Genomic DNA, 16,810 nt, shown 5'->3' with positions numbered 1-16,810 from the left:
AAACCTAACTGACGAATCTGAAAACCTAACTGACGAATCTGAAAACCTAACTGACGAATCTGAAAACCTAACTGACCCAGTTGAAGTAGGTTACATACGAGAGTCAACTGAGGAACAAGCTTCGGGAACTCATGCCTTAGAACAACAACAGGCAAGAGTGGAAGATTATGGCATAAAGAAGTCTTTAATTTTTTCTGATGTTGATTCAGGAGCAAAAATTGATCGAGACGCACTCAATCAAATAATGGTTCTAGCTCGTGAAAGAAAAATTAAAAGAATTGTGGCAACGCGATGGGATAGACTAACTAGAAGTTATGAGCTTTATTTGCAGTTCAAGAAAATTCTTCAAGAGTTTAATGTTGAGCTATTGTTGCTTGACCAAGGACCTGTAGATCTAGAGACTGCATCAGGAGAGTTCTTTGCAGATATGCAAGTTCTCTTTGCTGTTCAAGAAAGAAGGATGACTCAAGAAAGAGTCAAGCGAGGTTTTGAACATCGCCGCAATCAGTCAAAAGCATCAGGTAGACCACCATGGGGGTACCTAAATTATCAAGATAAATACCAACTTAATCAAAATCCTTGCATCTGTCTTTTAGAACAAAGACCAGATAACTATCTTGAGCTGACACAAGAACCTGATAATTCAACTAAATTAATGGCATTAAGCCGAGCTGACATTGCTAAAGATGTTGTCCAAATTTTCTTGAAGCATAGAAGTCTTAGAAAAACTCTAGAACACCTTTACAATAAATACGGTGTTGCTCGGAAAAATCTCTTTAAAAATTTTAATGGTAGAAAAGTAAGAGTCATTCTTGTCGAGGCAGAAGAATTACTGTTTTGGAAAGATGTCAGTGGTTTAAAAAGTTGGTTAATTAATCCGGTACTCGAAGGTCATACAGCTTATAAAAAGATTAATAAAAATAGATATGCTCAACAAGCGGAGGCATGGGATATCCGACATGATACTCATCCTACTCAAAAGATAGTTACTCAAGAAGAATCTACAGCTATTAGAGAAATCCTTGAGTTCAACAGTACACGACACATCCGCTCTAATGCGACTTTTTATCTAACTGGATTAATTTTTTGCGAAGTTTGCGGATATAAGTGCATTCTTAAGCGTGTGTCTTCTCACAATCTGGCTTACTACGGTTGCAGACATTCAAGCGCTGGCTGCACCAACAGGAAATGTGTCCGGATAGAAAAAATTGAGCAAACTATTATTAGAGAGCTATTTATCCGAGCCAATCAGTTTAACACCGAATCCTACGAACCTCAAAACATTTCTTTTTCATCCCCTAGAATTCAGGAATTAGAAGAACAGCTAGTTGGAATCAACAGAGTTCCAGGTATAGAATCTAATCCTTTACTCAAGCAAGCCCGGAAAGATATATGCCAACAAATTGAAGAACTCTTAAATCAGTGCCAGCAGCGGATTCCTGTCGATGGAACAATTCACCAGATTATTGGTCATCCCATGGCTAGAAATATTAACTATTGGAATACGTTAACTCAGTCAGAGAGAGAAATTTTCTATAGCAAGCTTGTGGAGCGAGTTGTTATCTCTAATGGGGAGGTTATATCGGTTTCGTTAAAAATTTAGCTAAAGTTCCTAACTCTAACAGAATGATCAAGGTTTTTTCAAGATGTCTCAGTTACCCATCGATAGATTTATTAATGCAGCCAACCGATTCGCAGTAGCTGAAGCCGAGGTTCTCAAGAATTGGCATCCAGCTTGCGGCTGCCCAACTCCAGGGTCTCGGTTGGAGTGTGCCAGTTGCCCCTACGCTAAAGAGTTAGGGCTATTAATCCAGAAGTGGCTGGCAACTGAGCTAGAGGCTGTTTTTCCAGCCATTGAGCTAAGACCAAATCCTCACATTTATTCACCTGAAGTAAAGCAACGATGTTTAGAGCTGTACGAAAAGGGATATCCACTAGCGGACATCCGACAGCAAACTGGAGTTTCTAGCTTGGAAACGATTCGACGTTGGGCCAGAGAACAAGATCTGCCAGCACGCACTACTCAATACGCTCCAGAACTCAAACAGACTTGCGTAGAGCTGTACATTCAAGGCAAGTCCCCTAGAGAAATTGCACAGATAACTGGAGTTACTCAACAGCCTGTCAGAGAGTGGGCCCAAAAAGCTGGAGTGTATAGGGAGCGCAAGTATAGTGATGAAATTAAGCAGCTATGCCTATCGCTATACATGGGCGGTAAGTCGCTCAGAGAAATCGAAAAACTTACAGGAGTTGGAGTCGCTAACATCAGGTGGTGGGCTAAAAAAGCTAATGTATGGCAAAGCCATCAATACCCTGAGGATATTAAACAGCAGTGCTTATTACGTTACATGGAAGGACAGTCTCCTCAAGAGATTGAGGAGAGTACAGGAATTCCCGCCTATGCAGTTAGGAGGTGGGCTTTTATAACGAACATCCATCGAGGTCCCAAAGTTCATCCAACCGATTTGAAATTAACCTGTCTGTCGCTCTATGTAGAAGGCAAGAGCGTGAAGGAAATTGAGGAACTAACGGGGATAAAAGGATATAACGTTAACCGATGGCTCAGAAAGGAAAATTTCAATAGAAAGCAAGCCACCTACCCAGATGCGGTTCGGCAAATTTGTCTATCACTCAACAGTGAAGGCAAGTCTGTTGAGCAAATCGAAACGATTACGGAAGTTCCCTTAGCAGTTATCAGCAATTGGGTCAAATTAGCTGATCTTGAGAAGGAGTACACTGCCTTCACTAAAGTCAAGCAACAGTGTTTGGAGCTTTACAGCCAAGGAAAGGCGGCCAGAGAAGTTAGTGAGATTACGGGAATTTCTGAACAAACAGTTAACTCATGGGCACGAGTTGCTGGTATTGGTAGAAGTCGCAAATGCTACTCACAACAGGTCAAACAAACTTGCCTAGATTGGTATACCCAAGGGAAATCTTTGAAGGAAATTGAAGCCATTACAGAAATTCCGGGAGGCACAATATGGGAGTGGGCCGTAAAAGCTAACATCGTTAAGCAGCTAGGCTACTCTGATAAAATTAAGCAGCAGTGCCTAGAACTTTATGCTGGAGGAATGACTGCCGATCAAGTTGAGGCAGCTACTGGAGTTTCTGTGACTTCAATCGGCACCTGGGCTAAGCAAGTGGGTTTAGTCAAGCGGCATAAATATTCAGATGAACTCAAACAACAATGTTTGTTTCTCCATGCTGAGGGAGAAAGCTACAAGGAGATTTCTAAGCTTACAGGAACCCCAATCCATGCCATCAAACGGTGGGTTGAAAAGGCTAATCAGTCGGTAGACTCAAAGTTGCCAGAATAGCTGCTCTGTTCGCTCCGCGATAGCTTTCGCAAGAAGAGCAAAACGATTGCTTTTTCTGTCTGTTTGTCCTAGGTAAAGATCTATCAATATAAGACAAGTCGTTGGGAAGCTTTAAACCCAATCAACTTACTTGCACAACTTCGTTGTCACCAGCTCTCCATCGGCGTGCGATCGCAATCAACAACTCAGGAATCTCGTCTTCAGAAATGTCCTTAAACTCACCCTTGCTTACACCCAGCTTTATTGGTTCCCCGGCTAGGAGCGAACAGAAATACTTGCGTGACCCCGGAGCAATCGTCTGCATCGCTTGAAGAAGGCTATCGAGCATGTCATCGGTTACGCCTTTCTTACCGTGCCTAAACTGCGACACGAGACTCTCGCTAGCCTGAGCTTCCTGAGCTAAGGCTCTACCACTAATTTTATACCGCTTCAGAGTCTCGTTAAAGGCTTCGTGGATCAGCATTAAAAACCAAGGTAATACTTCACTGTAAGTGAATTTAGCTGTACTATAAGCAAAGTGTTTTCCCAACCTGGAGACACCGAATTTGAAATCAAGCAACCGCGCTTAGCGGTACGAAGCTCCATTATTGGTAAGAAAAAGTATGGTGCTACTACTTAACTTTAGCAAATTCAGGGAAATAGCCAATACCCATACACAATTTAGGCATGAAACGGCAAGAGGAGAAGGTTAAAAAATGTTCACGACACCTCAGCCCCAAGCTCCTCAGACCGTTCGAGAAACTATCCAGTGGCTGCTGCGCCTAGGGCGACCGCCACTGCCCGAATGTCCGATCGAGGCAGCAAAACAGGGCAAAGAACCCAAACAGCCTTGCTTCCTAGATGGAAAGTATCTGAAGACAGTCAACTGGAAGCAATGGCAAGAGATTCAACCCTTGCAGGAAATCCTCGATGCCTGGTTCTCCAACCCGAAGACTGGGATAGGCACGCTAGGTGGTTGGAACGGAAAGCATTGGCTTGGATGGATTGACTTCGATCGCAAAGACTTCCCCTCTCCCGATGCCTGCGATCGCACAATACAAGAGTGGCTCGAAAAGTACCCAGTCTTGGAAACAGCTCCCATGTTTCGGACTCCCAGTGGCGGTTATCGCTTCTTAGTCGCCTTTAGTCTGGAACCGGAAAACTTCAAAGCTAACTCTGGGTTTAGCCTCAAGTCTGATGGGAGTCACCACGTTGGGGAACTGATCAGCAAGAACGGCGGACATACGCTCCTGCCTCCAACAGTCGGAATTACGGGTGTTGCTTACCAGTGGATGCAATGGAGCGAGTATCCACCAGTATTTGAGCAACCAGAAGATATCGGAATCTACCCCCTGATTAAAAAAGCTGAGAGCGATCCAAGCACACTTAAGCTACCTCGGCGTAGCAACTTACTCGGTGACACACAACTGACAGACTTATTAAATAACGATATACTGCCGAGGTTTTCAGCTCAGCAGGCTTTCAATTGGTCGGGACACAACCTCAAAGAATACCCTGGCGGTAAATTCAAGGGCAACTGCCTCTGGCACGAATCTAAGTCGGGTACGGCTTTCTACTGCGAACAGAAAAGCGGCATCTGGTTGTGGCGATGCCCAGCATGTGAAATTGGCGGCGGGGTGGTAGAGTACCGCCATCGTCTTGCAGGTGGTAACGGCTCACCGCGAGGACGAGAGTTTATAGAACTCGTGCAACAGCTAGCTTGGGAAGTTGGTGTATCGATTCCCAGTAGTTTAGAGCGCAAGTCTGGTAACCCCAGCCAACCGAGTAACAAGGTAATTCCGCATCCTGCTGCCCTGAGAAGCACTCTCAACTCTGAGGAACTATCAAAGCGAATTGACGACCTAATCGAGCGGGAATTATCCGAGTCGGTGTTAGAGCTAAGGCTTTCGGAATTAGCACGGGAAGCTGATCGACATCCCAAAGAAGTTCGATCAGTATACGATGCGCGGCTTAGCGAGAAAACTCAGCAGCAGGATTTATCGGATAACGTCGTTCAGTTCCAGAGGTTAGCTGACTATCAGCTCAAAGCAACAACCATCAACTGGGAAGAGCTTCTGCCTGAACCACTCATCCCAGGTCTGTTGACTAAAAGCGAGTCTTCGCGGATTGACCCAATTTACCTAATTCAAAATTTGCTACCAGGCGTAGGGGGAATTATAGGTGCGAGCGTCGGTCTGGTTGCCAAGGAAGGAGAAACCGAGAGCGATTGCTGGATTGAGTATCCAAACGTCTGGACAGCTACCATCGCTCCTCCTAGCTCTGGGAAATCAGATGCTGATCGTGCTATCCTCAATCCGATTCAACGCCTGCAAGAGGCGGAAGCTAACCGCTATGAAGCGAGCAAAGCAACGCTTTATCAGTTAGAGGAAGCCTGGAGGAATAAGTCAGCCGAGCAGCGAGAGGCTTTACAGGATACCCTGAACAACCCAGCTAACTACAAAAAGTCAGAAGTTGGCAAATGTCGAAAGTATTTGCTCGATGAAGGCGAAATTGAAGCAATAAAGCGCAGAATTTCAGAACAACCCGCTTGCGCTGGCTCTATCTGGGCACCCGACGAGTTATTGGGGCTTTTCAAGGGGTTAGATCAGTTCAAGTGTCCCGGTAAGGGCAATGCCCGACAGTTTTTACTGAAGGCTTGGAATGGTCCCTTAAGAGGAAACGTGGATCGGGTGAACGAGAATGAAAGTTTTCGGTTCCAGATGCAGTTATTGACTATTTGTGGAGGCATACAAATAGAACCAGCTAGTCAATTTTTTAACCCAGACGGCAACCATACAGATGCCGATGGCTTACAATCTCGCATCCTTGCTGCTATCCCGGCGCTCCACCCTCATTTCGATCAATGGTCGGATATCAAAGTCAGCTTGGATAAACTGCTCAGCAAGCTTTACGAGAGACTGGCTCTACTCCCAACCGGGTTAGTCTACCTCAGTCCTCAAGCCATGCAGCGCTGGAAAGGTCAGTGGGAAAAGTACCGTAAGGGTTACAAGACCTATTTGCACAGCAACCCAGCCTTTGCCTACTTCTTGGGGAAAATGTGCAGCAACCTCATGCGGCTTGCCCTGATTCTTCATTGCGTCGAACACTGCTACCTTCCAAAATCTAACTTCTTCAGCTTGGAGTTAGACACCTTGGATCGGGCAATTAGCTTGGCTGGTTTCTACATCGGTCAGTTCCGATTAGTGCAAGCTCAATTTACTAAGTCCCCCGAACAGGGACTAAGCGAGTTTCTGATGAACATTCTGTCCTTGTGCTTGGCAGAAAGGCGAATTAACCCCAGCCGCGTTGTCAACAAGTGGCGTCGGCACAAGGGCAAAGATGGTAAGCCGCTCAGATCGCCAGAGGTTCAGGAGATGTTCAAAACCATTGCTCAGTCACAACCCCAACAGGTTTTGTTTGACGGCAAAGAACTCGTAGCACTGGGAGCCGAGCGATCAACTCAAATGCCTTCTCGCCAAAGTGACAGCGCTATGCTCTCGAATAGTGTTAATTCTCCTGTGCCTGATACGGTGGCTAATGGCAGGGTGCAGGATGGGCTTTTTAAAAATTGCGATCGCGTTCGATCAGAATGCGATCGCTCCGATCGAACGGAAAAAGCCCCACTGGTTGAGGAGTCTGATGATTTATTCGATCAATGCGATCGCTCCCCCTCCCTCGCCTATGAGCTTGACGCTGATGATTCTCTTTTAGTGAAATTGTCTGACATACCCCCAGTTTCTGATCGAACCGATCGAAAAACGGATGAAACCCTAGTAAGGGAAGACACAGAGGCGTTCGATCGGGGTGATCGAATGCGATCGCTTCGATCGAAAAATCAGACGGAAGAAGTACCAACCCCCCAAGGCGCTGCTCCCACTTCTTGGAATTCTGAACCCACCTCATCCACCCAGTTCCGAGTAGGCGATCGCGTTTTTTGGGAAAACTGCCCTTCCTGTTGCGAAGAGTTAGCCCCGTTTGAAATCACGGCTATTGATGGCGATTACGCCAAGCTTGACTTGATTAACAAGCCAGTACCACTTGCAGAGCTAAGGTTAGCGACTTAGCGCTCTGCTCATCACCCCTACCCCGAGCGCTCATTAAGCGGCTTACAGCCGGGTTTCTCAGGGTATGCGTACCCGTGACAGCCGTAACGCATAGAGACGTTACACAAAAAATTCCCGCGCCGCCTGTAACCTCTGTTAGGAGTTACACCTTGACTTCAGAATCAAAAGGAAAATTAGAAATCCTTAAAGCAGCGGCAGATATCTCAGATTGGGGGTACGGTCGCTGGACTTACGAACAGTGGGAAATCTTCAACGAACATTATTGGGACGGAAGTTTAGAACCCGGTGGTATTTTTTGGGGACTTACAGCCCACGGACAATCACTTGGCTCTTATGAATCCTGGCGCAATGCCATTACCTTGCACAAAGCTCTTGTCGAACCAGCTTCTAACGCCTGGGGACGCGGTAAGTTACTAGGTAAGAAATTCGCGGCGGACGTGTTGCTCCACGAGATGATCCACCAAGCTCTTTTTCAACAAGGAAAAGTCTGCCCGGAATCCCACAACTGCGAGGCTTGGTGCGATGAGATTAATCGCCTCATTCCCTTGATGGGCATCGAAACCAGTCTGATTGCCCGACCTGTGAAGCAGCGTCGGATTAAAGTTGAGTCAGTGGGGGTAGACGGCAAGCTTTCCACAAAGTCTAAAGTAACCTGGGAGCCACGACCGGGGTTTATGTCTCGTTTGACGATCGCTAATTTTCCTCACTCGTTGCGATCGCACTCTTACTATGAAAAACCAGCCGTGCAGTTAGGCAAAAAATCTGGATTGTTGGTAGATAGCGATCACTGTAGTTGAGCGTAACGTCTAGTTAAGCATTACAGTTAACGAGCCAGCGCAAGGTTGAGTTGAGGGGTCAATATCTATACTTGGTGAAAGACTTCCCCTTGGTTTTCTGTAACGTCTAACTACAAGTTACGGTAAGCAAACGCATTCTCATTACATACCCGTTCTGACAGCGCCAATTCGTGAAAATACACTGAAAGTTTTCAGAGCTAACCTTTGCCAGTCAGGAAAATATCTAAAAGATGGTGAAGTATGGATGATGAGCTAACAGTTAGCGGTGGTTGCGGCTGTTAAATCTAATACACATAATCAAATTTATGTCAATATTTAAATTCTAGATTCTGCGAGCAACCTATTGAAAACCCAAGGAGATGCTTAAGATGACCGATGAACTAACCCCTCCTAAGCTACAAGAGGCAGACGCTTTATTATCTGACCTGTTTCAAGAGGTTCAAAAGTGGGAGGGGACTCTAGCTGGTGGTACAAAACTAGGCGTGGGGGCAGAAGCTGTTGACAGCCTGTTTCAAACAAAGGTCAGCTTTGGCAATCCTACAGATAGGTTGATTTATCTCACAGAGGAGACATTCAAAAATAGTGGTACTGAACTGAACGACATCTACAAGCAACAGATGCAGGAGCAGTTCGACTTTTATTACATGACACACACCGTTGATCTGCGTCCTGAGCGGGCTGCTAAATTCTGGCGATTGACCTGTGAGCTTGATTTCGGACCGAAAGGGAGCGGTGAGCCAATTATTCAGAACCTGTTTCCGACACAGCAATGGCGCTCGGTCATGAGTTCTGGTGTCGGTATGGAGGTGGGATTAAATGGCAACCTAGATTGGAATGTCGGAGTGGATAGCTCTCAGTTGGCTCAACTGTTGCAATCGCTTCCAGGTGAGCTAAAGGCGAATGTAGCTAACAAGGATGATTTCAAGGCGTTCCTTGCTGTTCCAGCCTATCGATACGAACTCGGTCATCCTGAAATCCTTACTAATGGTGAAGGTAACTCTACCTGCTACTGGCGTATTCAGGATCAAGATCTGCAAAAAATTGGGACAGCGAAATTTGCAATTGTTTTCAAAGTACCGAAGGGAACTGAATCTATTACTCTGCGGGGTACAGCATGGGCTGAACCAGATATCAATTGTCTCACGGCTGATATACGGGATGTCTTCGGTGAGTTGTCAGATCAATTAAAGCAGCTACTACGGCAAAAGAATCAAGTGGCAAGTCGGTTTGCTCGTGGTGATGCTGAGGAGTGGACGCTGACTCTACCCAAAGCAGCTAGTCATGCATAGGCAGCTTATTTGTAAGTGATAAGTCAACTGAATTGGAGAGGCAGCAACCTATGGCTAAGACGTACTACACCTATCGCATTCGCGTTGCTAACTACGAGCGGGTGCAGGTGGAAAAGTGGAATGCTCAGCATCAAGATTTGGGACAACCCTCTGGAGTCTTTCGCTACAAGGAGAAGCTGGAGGAGATTGCCCCCCTGTTGCAAATCGCTCGTCAAAAAGATGAACTGAATGAATCCAGTAAGGCACGCGCCTTGGGAGAAGCTTTATTCGATGTTCTGTTTAATGATGAGCTGCGCCAGGATTTTGTTAGGTTTTACCATCACGTAGTGCAACAGGAGAAACAACTACTTAGAGTTGAACTGGATATCGATGAACAAGGAATGCCTGAGGTGGCTGCCCTCCCTTGGGAATTCTTGTGTTTGCCTGCACGAGCGAACTTAGGAACAATCTGGATGGGAACGGTGCCGGATTTTGTTCTCTCCCGTCGTCGCTCGCAATGGATTCCGGCACAACCGATTCAGTTGGATAAGGATGAAAAACTGAGAATTGCTTTGGTTGTGTCTGCTCCTCCAGATTTACCGCCTGTTGCTTATGAACCAGTACAAGAAGCTTTAGAAAAACTAGCAAGCGAGCAGGCAAACCGCATTGAGTTGCTGCCTATCGTGAACTCAGCCAATCCTGACGCGATTGATACTATTTTGTCGAAAGAACCTCACATCTTTCACTTTATTGGTCATGGACGTTTGGTAAATGAGGGCAATCAAGAGGTGGGTCAGATTGCCTTCGTAGACCCAGAGTTTGATGAGGCAATGTGGGTAGATGCGGATTATTTCAGCGAACTGTTTAATCAACATCGACCTGGCATTGTGATGTTGCAAGCCTGTGAAGGAGGAATGTTGTCTGCATCCCAGGCTTTTGTGGGAACCGCGTCGAGAATTGTTCAACAAAATATCCCTGTTGTGGTGGCTATGCAGTATGAAGTCACCAACAGCACTGCGAGTCGGTTTGCCCGTCGCTTCTATCAACAGCTAGCGGTAGATGACCCAGTAGATATTGCTGCCCAGTATGGGCGACGTGCCATAGCCCTCGGTTCAACCCAATATCGTAAACGTGATTTTGCAACCCCTATCATCTTCATGCGCGTACAAGATGGCTATCTATTCAAACGTCAGGAGGGTGGGGAAGTTGAGTCCGAGGCTAATACGGCATCCAGCGAGTCTAACCAACAGCCTGCTCCAGAAGGTAATACTCAAGTTACCCAAGATGTAAAGCAGTACGGAGATAAAAGCATGACTTTTGGTCAAGCCAGTCACTTCAGGATTGGAGATGATTACTACCAGTCAGAATCATCCCAAAAGAAAAATAACGGCAGATAAGGTATTGCGTAGTAAGGAAAGAACAAAGTGGCTAGCCATGATGAGCTGATTAATATTCTTGACCGCATACTTAGTGGCAGACGGGAGGAGGAGGATATTGCCAAGCTACGCCAATCGCTCAGCATGGTTGGTAGTGCGCTGCAATTGTTATCACAGGATGGCAAGTTTAACACCAACATTGGGCAAATAACTGGAGGAGAGATTCACCTTGGCGATCGCATCTACCAAGGTGCCGATGCCGAAGCTATCAAGGAAATCTTACGAGATGCTTTACAGGCACTTCAGCCCAACACTAAACTGACTGGAATTCCTGAGAACTTACCTCGCAGTGGTGTGGTGCAGTTTGTTGGTCGGGAGCGAGAACTGGAAATTCTGCACCAGCAGCTTCAGGAAAATGAGCGGGTAGCTGTGTCTGCGATCGCAGGGATGGGGGGCATCGGTAAAACGGAACTGGCATTGCAATATGCTCTCTCCAGCAAGCAAACCTATCAAGGCGGCATCTGCTGGTTACGGGCAAAGGGGTTGAATGTAGGTACTCAGATTGTCCAGTTTGGGCGATCGCGCTTCCAGCTTCAACCCCCTGAAGACTTGGACTTAACGGGTCAGGTAGGATTCTGCTGGACGCATTGGGCAGCGGGTGAGGTACTGGTGATATTCGATGATGTCACGGACTACGAAGTCATCAAATCCTACTTGCCCCCCGCTGAATCCCGGTTCAAAGTGTTAATGACCAGCCGCCTGCGGTTGGGCAAATCGGTCAAACAGTTGGAAATTGACGTGCTAGATGAGTCAGCAGCACTAGCACTGCTGGAATCGTTAGTAGGAGCAGAGCGCATCCAGCGAGAACTGGATAATGCAAAAAAACTCTGTGCTTGGTTAGGATACTTACCTTTGGGATTGGAGCTGGTGGGGCGCTATCTTGATCGTAAACCTGACCTTTCTCTGGCAGAAATGCAGCAACGGTTGGAGAAGAAGAGATTGGATGAGCGATCGCTTTCTAAACCTGATGCTGACATGACTGCCTCTTTGGGAGTTGCTGCTGCCTTTGAACTAAGTTGGGAGGTACTAGATGAGCCAACAAAACAGTTAGGTTGTTTACTGAGCTTGTTTGCCCTAGCCCCCATCCCTTGGTCGTTAGTTGAGCTGTGTCTGTCAGAGCAAGACTTGGATGAGCTGGAAGAACTGCGGGATGATAACCTACTCAACCTCAACCTGCTCCAGCGCAGGGGAGCAGGTATTTATCATCTACATCAGCTGATTCGAGAATTCTTCCAGGCAAAGCAAGTTAGCATAACCAACTCTGACGAACTTAAACGGCAGTTCTGTCAAGCAATGGTAGCTGTTACCCAGAAAATTCCAGAAACTCCAACTCGCGACCTGCTGTTAGAACTAGCACCTACCATGCCGCATGTGGGTGAAGCTGCCACAACATTGAATCGCTACTTGACTGATACAGACACACTCAAACCTTTTGAGGGTCTAGGTCGGTTTTACGAAGGAGAAGGTTTTTACCAACAAGCGGTTGACTGGTACGACCGGTGCCGTAGCCTGAGCGAGCAACGCTTCGGTAGCGAACATCCTGACGTTGCAACTAGCATTAACCATTTAGCATATATCTATAGGCTACAAGGTCGTTACTCAGAAGCCGAACTCCTATGTAAACAGGTGTTGGAGATGAGACAACGTTTGCTAGGTGCAGAAACTCCTCAAGTAGCTGACAGTCTCAATCAACTAGCAATTCTTTACAATCTTCAGGGAAAATACGATGATGCAGAGGCTTTATACAAGCAAGCATTGGAGATGAAGCAACGCTTGTTAAGCTCTGAACATCCGGATGTAGCAGACTGTTTCAACAACCTAGCATACCTTTATCTCTCTCAGGGACGCTACCTCGAAGCGGAACCCCTGTTTGAACAAGCAATTATCGTCTATAAACGTACAAAAAAAGAAATTTATCTAGCTACGAGTCTGAATAATTTGGCACGACTTTACGACGCCCAAGGATACTATACTAAAGCAGAACTTTTGTACGTACAAGCACTGGAGCTTTTCAAAAGCTTGTTAGGAGAAGAACACCCCGATGTAGCAAACTGCCTTAATAACTTAGCGTTCATCTATGCCCAGCAGGGTTATCAGACTAAGGCAGAAACCACTTACATTCAAGCACTGGAGATGCGTCAGAAGCTTTTGGGAAATGAGCATCCTGATGTGGCAGTCAGTTTGAACGATTTAGCCAAATTCTACACTTCTTTGAAACGTTATACCCAAGCAGAATCGCTCTATCTGCAAGCCCTAGTTATTCTTGAGAAAAAACTCGGTAAAGACCATCCGTTTACAGTCAGACTTTACCAAAATTTGTCTGAACTGAGAAATGTGGCTAATATTATTTGACAATAATAGGCTAATCTTATGCGTTCGCGAACTATTGCTTTGCTTTTATTCTTTACTGCTGCATTGACTGGATTGGTATCTTGTAATTTTTACAATCGGCAAATCCTTCCTCAAATAAATTCCGGACAACCTCCTAGTCAAAATCCTAGTAAAGTTCCTGGCAAAACTCCTACTCAAATCTCAAGTCGTTGTGCAAAAAATACTATACAAGATAAAACTTACAGCCCAATTACTAGTCAAACACCTACTACTCTAGAAGCTGATACCTTTTTTGAAAAGGGGAAAAAACAGCATGAAAACTATACATATAAGGAGGCTTTAGAAAATTTTGAAATAGCGCTAAAATTTTATCAAGAAGAGCAAAATTTTAAGAAAAAAGCGATAACCCTTGGTAGTATAGGAACTGTTTACCATAACAAAGCAGATTACAAAAAAGCGATTGATTGTTATACAGAACGTTTAAATATTGCTGAAAAAATCAATGATAGCAAAGAAAAGGCTGCTGCTTTGAGTAGCTTGGGAGACGCTTATTATCTAATGGGAAACTACCCAAGAGCTCGCGAATTTTACGAAGATAGTTTGGCTGTTCCTGAGAAAGGTGATAGAGCACGAGCAATAGCTCTAGGGGGACTAGGAAGCGTTTACCTTAGTTTAGGTGACTATAAGCGAGCAACTAACCTTCATATGGAGCGTTTGAAAGTTATTAATGAAACTCTCGAAAAAAATCAAGAATTAACTAAAGAAGAAAGGAAAGAATTTTCTAAATTAAAAGGGGCTGCTTTAGGTAGTTTAGGTCATGCTCACCACATGCAAAGAAGCTATGAAGAAGCAATGGCTAACTATATAGATCATTTAGAAATTGCTAAAGATAATGATGATAAACCAGGAGTGGCAATTGCTCTAGGGGAATTAGCAAGTGCTTACCACAGTCGTTGGAAGCGTGATGGTTACAAAAATGACTCCAGCTCAAAACAGGCAATAAATTGTTATGAAGCACCTTCTAAGAAGGACTCAGACTTAGGGCAGGCAATAAATTGTTATGAACAACGTTTACAAATTGCTCAAGAAATTGATGACCGTCGTTTAGTAGCATCTACCCACGGTGGTTTAGGTGGTATTTACTATTCAATAGCTAATCTTAAGCGTCCCCCAGAACGTTTTCAAGAATCTCTAGATTTTTATGATAAAACCATTAAATCTACTGAAAATTACTTAACTACTTCAGAAATTATTGAGGATTTACCTGGAATAGGGAATGCAAAAAACTTATTAGGAGTATCTTATTTTCAGATTAGCGAAATCCGTAAAGCCCAAAACAAATCTTCTGAAGCTCAAGAAAACCTGAATAAAGCCATACAAAATTTGGAGGGTGCGATAAGTGTAAGGGAGTCTCTCCGGAAGGGGTTAACTGAAACAGAAAAAGTATTTATATTTGACACTCAACAGACAACCTATCTCAATCTCCAACAAGTTTACATTAGTAATAACCAGCCTGAGCTAGCGTTAGAGGTTGCAGAAAGAGGAAGAGCAAGAGCTTTCGTAGATGTTCTGGCAAAGCAGTTAAAGACTGATAGAGAAAACTCTGCTATTCTAAATATCCAAGATATTAAAAAAATTGCTCAAGAACAGCAAGCTACTTTAGTAGTTTACTCACATATAAAAAAAGAAAATTCGATTATTGGTCATAATCCTTTTGTTTATATTTGGGCAGTTAAACCTAACCAAGAAAAAGTAGTTTTCAAGCAAGTCGATCTGGATGAATTGGAAAAGCATCTTGAGCAGTTTAAGCAAAAATTGCCTCCAGGGGATAGACCAGCTAATCTTATCGGAAGTTCAATTCTACGTGCTCAAATTCGTAGCAATAAGAAAGATACAAATGAAGTAGAATCAGATAAACAAATTTCTAAAAAAGATATAACTGATGTTTTAATAAAATATTATCAAACTTTAATTGACCCGAAGGAAACTGATCCGAAGAGAAAGGATCTTAAGCTCTTGTCAAAAGAAGATGAGAAAGTTATCTTTATTCCTCAAGGTGCTTTATTCGAGGTTCCTTTTGCTGCTCTCTATGATACTAAGGAAAAACAATACCTAATCGAAAAATATGCAATTTTGGTTGCTCCCTCAATTCAAACATTGGATATAATCCGTGAACGACAACGAAATAGGGAGTTTAGTGGTAATTTTTTAGAAAATAAAGATTGGTTGATTTTGGGCATAGAAGATGCCAAGCCAAAAAAATTCTGTTCTCAAGAGGTACAGTTAGATAAACTACCAGGAGCAGCAAAAGAAGCAAAAGATATTGCTTTTAATCTTTTCCAAGGAAAAGCAATGGAGGATAAAACAGAAGCTGCGGTTAAACAAAAAATGCCTCAGGCACGAATGATTCATCTGGCAACTCACGGTTTACTGAATAATTGCGAAGAGTACGCAGAAGTCCCAGGAGCAATCGCTTTAGATGCGTTGGAAAACGATGATGGTTGGCTCACTGCCAGTGAAATTTCACAAATGAAGCTACAAGCTGAGTTAATTGTCCTAAGTGCTTGCGATACCGCGCTAGGAAGACTAACCGGGGATGGCGTGATTGGTCTGTCTCGGTCTGCGCTTACTGCTGGCTCTTCCAGCGCGATTGTTTCCTTATGGAATGTAGATGACAACTCAACAGCCTTCTTGATGACAGAGTTTTATAAGCAACTGAAGGAGCAATCACAGTCAGGAAAACTGGACAGAGCTTTAGCTCTGCGTCAGGCAATGTTGAACACAAAGAACTATGTGGACAAGAATACAAAAAAGAAGATTTACTCTGAGCCTTATCAGTGGTCTGCCTTTACTCTAGTTGGCGAAGCTACAACACAGTTAGAGAATCATCAGTGATGACTGTCCCCGATGAACTGAATGCTATCCTTGACCGCATCACTAACCATCAGCAAACTGAGTCAGATATGGCGATTCTGCGGCAGTGGTTTGGCAGTGGCACTCAAATTGTTTCTCAAGTGGGCAAATATGCAGTCAACCTTGGGCAGGAGCATGATATTCATGTGGGCGATCGCATCTATCAAGGTGCAAGTGCCGAAGCTATATATAGCAACCGCCAAGGCGGTTAAGTCGCTGTGCGAAGCACAGCTTCCATTGCATCCCTCAGACAGTTGAATTGAGTTAATTGCTTACGAATTCGGCTCTTTAACCATGACCAGCATTGCTCAATTTTATTCAGATCGGGTGAATACGAGGGTAGGTATTTTAACTGACAACCTGCTGCTTCAATTAATTCAGTAATACGCCCACCTTTATGAAAGGTAGCATTATCAGCGATCACTATTTGTCCAGGTTTCAGTGATGGTATCAAACAAGTTTCTAGCCAACTTTCAAATACTGTTCTGTTACAAGTACCCTCAATAGTAAAAGGAGCTAATAGCTGACCATTACAATAGCCAGCAATCATATTAATTCTTCCTTGTCTTTTCCCGCTTTGCGAGAGCATGAAATCTTTTCCCTCTTTCATTCCAACCATAGCCATAATCTTCTCTGTTATCCATTCCTGCTTCATCTATATAGACTCTTTCTTCCGGTCTATACATCGCTAGCTCTTCTTGAAAT

The 16,810-nt window shown here is 44.5% G+C and carries 11 protein-coding genes; 9 read left to right on the top strand and 2 right to left on the bottom strand.

Annotated features, from left to right (window positions below; all coding sequences use genetic code 11):
• Positions 1-1,603 (top strand): fdxN element excision recombinase XisF (gene xisF / locus AC5JL3_RS16820; RefSeq protein WP_496075571.1); only part of this gene is annotated, 1,603 nt, incomplete at its 5' end.
• Between the two features lie 43 nt (positions 1,604-1,646).
• Entirely contained in the window at positions 1,647-3,317 is a 1,671-nt protein-coding gene (locus AC5JL3_RS16815) for a helix-turn-helix transcriptional regulator (RefSeq protein ID WP_496075570.1), read from the top strand.
• Positions 3,318-3,438: 121 nt separating this feature from the next.
• On the opposite strand, the gene AC5JL3_RS16810 is transcribed toward AC5JL3_RS16815, so the two are convergent.
• Positions 3,439-3,780, bottom strand: a complete 342-nt coding sequence (locus AC5JL3_RS16810) for a hypothetical protein (RefSeq protein ID WP_190501275.1) — start codon at positions 3,778-3,780, stop codon at positions 3,439-3,441.
• Positions 3,781-4,012: 232 nt separating this feature from the next.
• Here AC5JL3_RS16810 and AC5JL3_RS16805 point away from each other — a divergent pair, with 232 nt between their 5' ends.
• From AC5JL3_RS16805 to AC5JL3_RS16775, 7 genes are all read left to right on the top strand, one after another.
• Complete coding sequence (locus tag AC5JL3_RS16805; protein ID WP_496075569.1) at positions 4,013-7,360, top strand: DUF3987 domain-containing protein; 3,348 nt, start codon at positions 4,013-4,015, stop codon at positions 7,358-7,360.
• Between the two features lie 149 nt (positions 7,361-7,509).
• Entirely contained in the window at positions 7,510-8,157 is a 648-nt protein-coding gene (locus AC5JL3_RS16800; protein WP_496075568.1) for a hypothetical protein, read from the top strand.
• Between the two features lie 368 nt (positions 8,158-8,525).
• Entirely contained in the window at positions 8,526-9,446 is a 921-nt protein-coding gene (locus AC5JL3_RS16795; protein WP_496075567.1) for a hypothetical protein, read from the top strand.
• A gap of 50 nt (positions 9,447-9,496) precedes the next feature.
• Positions 9,497-10,822, top strand: a complete 1,326-nt coding sequence (locus tag AC5JL3_RS16790) for a CHAT domain-containing protein (RefSeq protein ID WP_496075566.1) — start codon at positions 9,497-9,499, stop codon at positions 10,820-10,822.
• Positions 10,823-10,849: 27 nt separating this feature from the next.
• Complete coding sequence (locus AC5JL3_RS16785) at positions 10,850-13,213, top strand: tetratricopeptide repeat protein (RefSeq protein ID WP_496075565.1); 2,364 nt, start codon at positions 10,850-10,852, stop codon at positions 13,211-13,213.
• 18 nt (positions 13,214-13,231) lie between these two features.
• Complete coding sequence (locus AC5JL3_RS16780; protein WP_496075564.1) at positions 13,232-16,087, top strand: CHAT domain-containing protein; 2,856 nt, start codon at positions 13,232-13,234, stop codon at positions 16,085-16,087.
• Positions 16,087-16,317 (top strand): hypothetical protein, encoded by a 231-nt coding sequence (locus AC5JL3_RS16775; protein WP_496075563.1) that lies wholly within the window; start codon positions 16,087-16,089, stop codon positions 16,315-16,317. The genes AC5JL3_RS16780 and AC5JL3_RS16775 overlap by 1 nt, the downstream gene beginning before the upstream one ends.
• Here AC5JL3_RS16775 and AC5JL3_RS16770 read toward each other — a convergent pair.
• Positions 16,314-16,760 carry an IS630 family transposase gene (locus tag AC5JL3_RS16770; protein ID WP_496075562.1) on the bottom strand — a complete coding sequence of 149 codons (447 nt, stop codon included), beginning with the start codon at positions 16,758-16,760 and terminating at the stop codon, positions 16,314-16,316. The genes AC5JL3_RS16775 and AC5JL3_RS16770 overlap by 4 nt on opposite strands.
• Positions 16,761-16,810: the final 50 nt, after the last annotated feature.

This window comes from Symplocastrum torsivum, from assembly GCF_059505465.1.
Note: the sequence above shows the minus strand (reverse complement) of the source record. Positions and strands in the feature narration are given on the sequence as shown.

What these genes read in the sequence shown, in the direction of transcription:
- AC5JL3_RS16815 (WP_496075570.1), top strand. Translation starts at nt 1,647, where the DNA reads ATGTCTCAGTTACCCATCGATAGATTTATTAATGCAGCCAACCGATTC.
- AC5JL3_RS16810 (WP_190501275.1), bottom strand. Translation starts at nt 3,780, where the DNA reads ATGCTGATCCACGAAGCCTTTAACGAGACTCTGAAGCGGTATAAAATT.
- AC5JL3_RS16805 (WP_496075569.1), top strand. Translation starts at nt 4,013, where the DNA reads ATGTTCACGACACCTCAGCCCCAAGCTCCTCAGACCGTTCGAGAAACT.
- AC5JL3_RS16795 (WP_496075567.1), top strand. Translation starts at nt 8,526, where the DNA reads ATGACCGATGAACTAACCCCTCCTAAGCTACAAGAGGCAGACGCTTTA.
- AC5JL3_RS16790 (WP_496075566.1), top strand. Translation starts at nt 9,497, where the DNA reads ATGGCTAAGACGTACTACACCTATCGCATTCGCGTTGCTAACTACGAG.
- AC5JL3_RS16780 (WP_496075564.1), top strand. Translation starts at nt 13,232, where the DNA reads ATGCGTTCGCGAACTATTGCTTTGCTTTTATTCTTTACTGCTGCATTG.
- AC5JL3_RS16775 (WP_496075563.1), top strand. Translation starts at nt 16,087, where the DNA reads ATGACTGTCCCCGATGAACTGAATGCTATCCTTGACCGCATCACTAAC.
- AC5JL3_RS16770 (WP_496075562.1), bottom strand. Translation starts at nt 16,760, where the DNA reads ATGAAGCAGGAATGGATAACAGAGAAGATTATGGCTATGGTTGGAATG.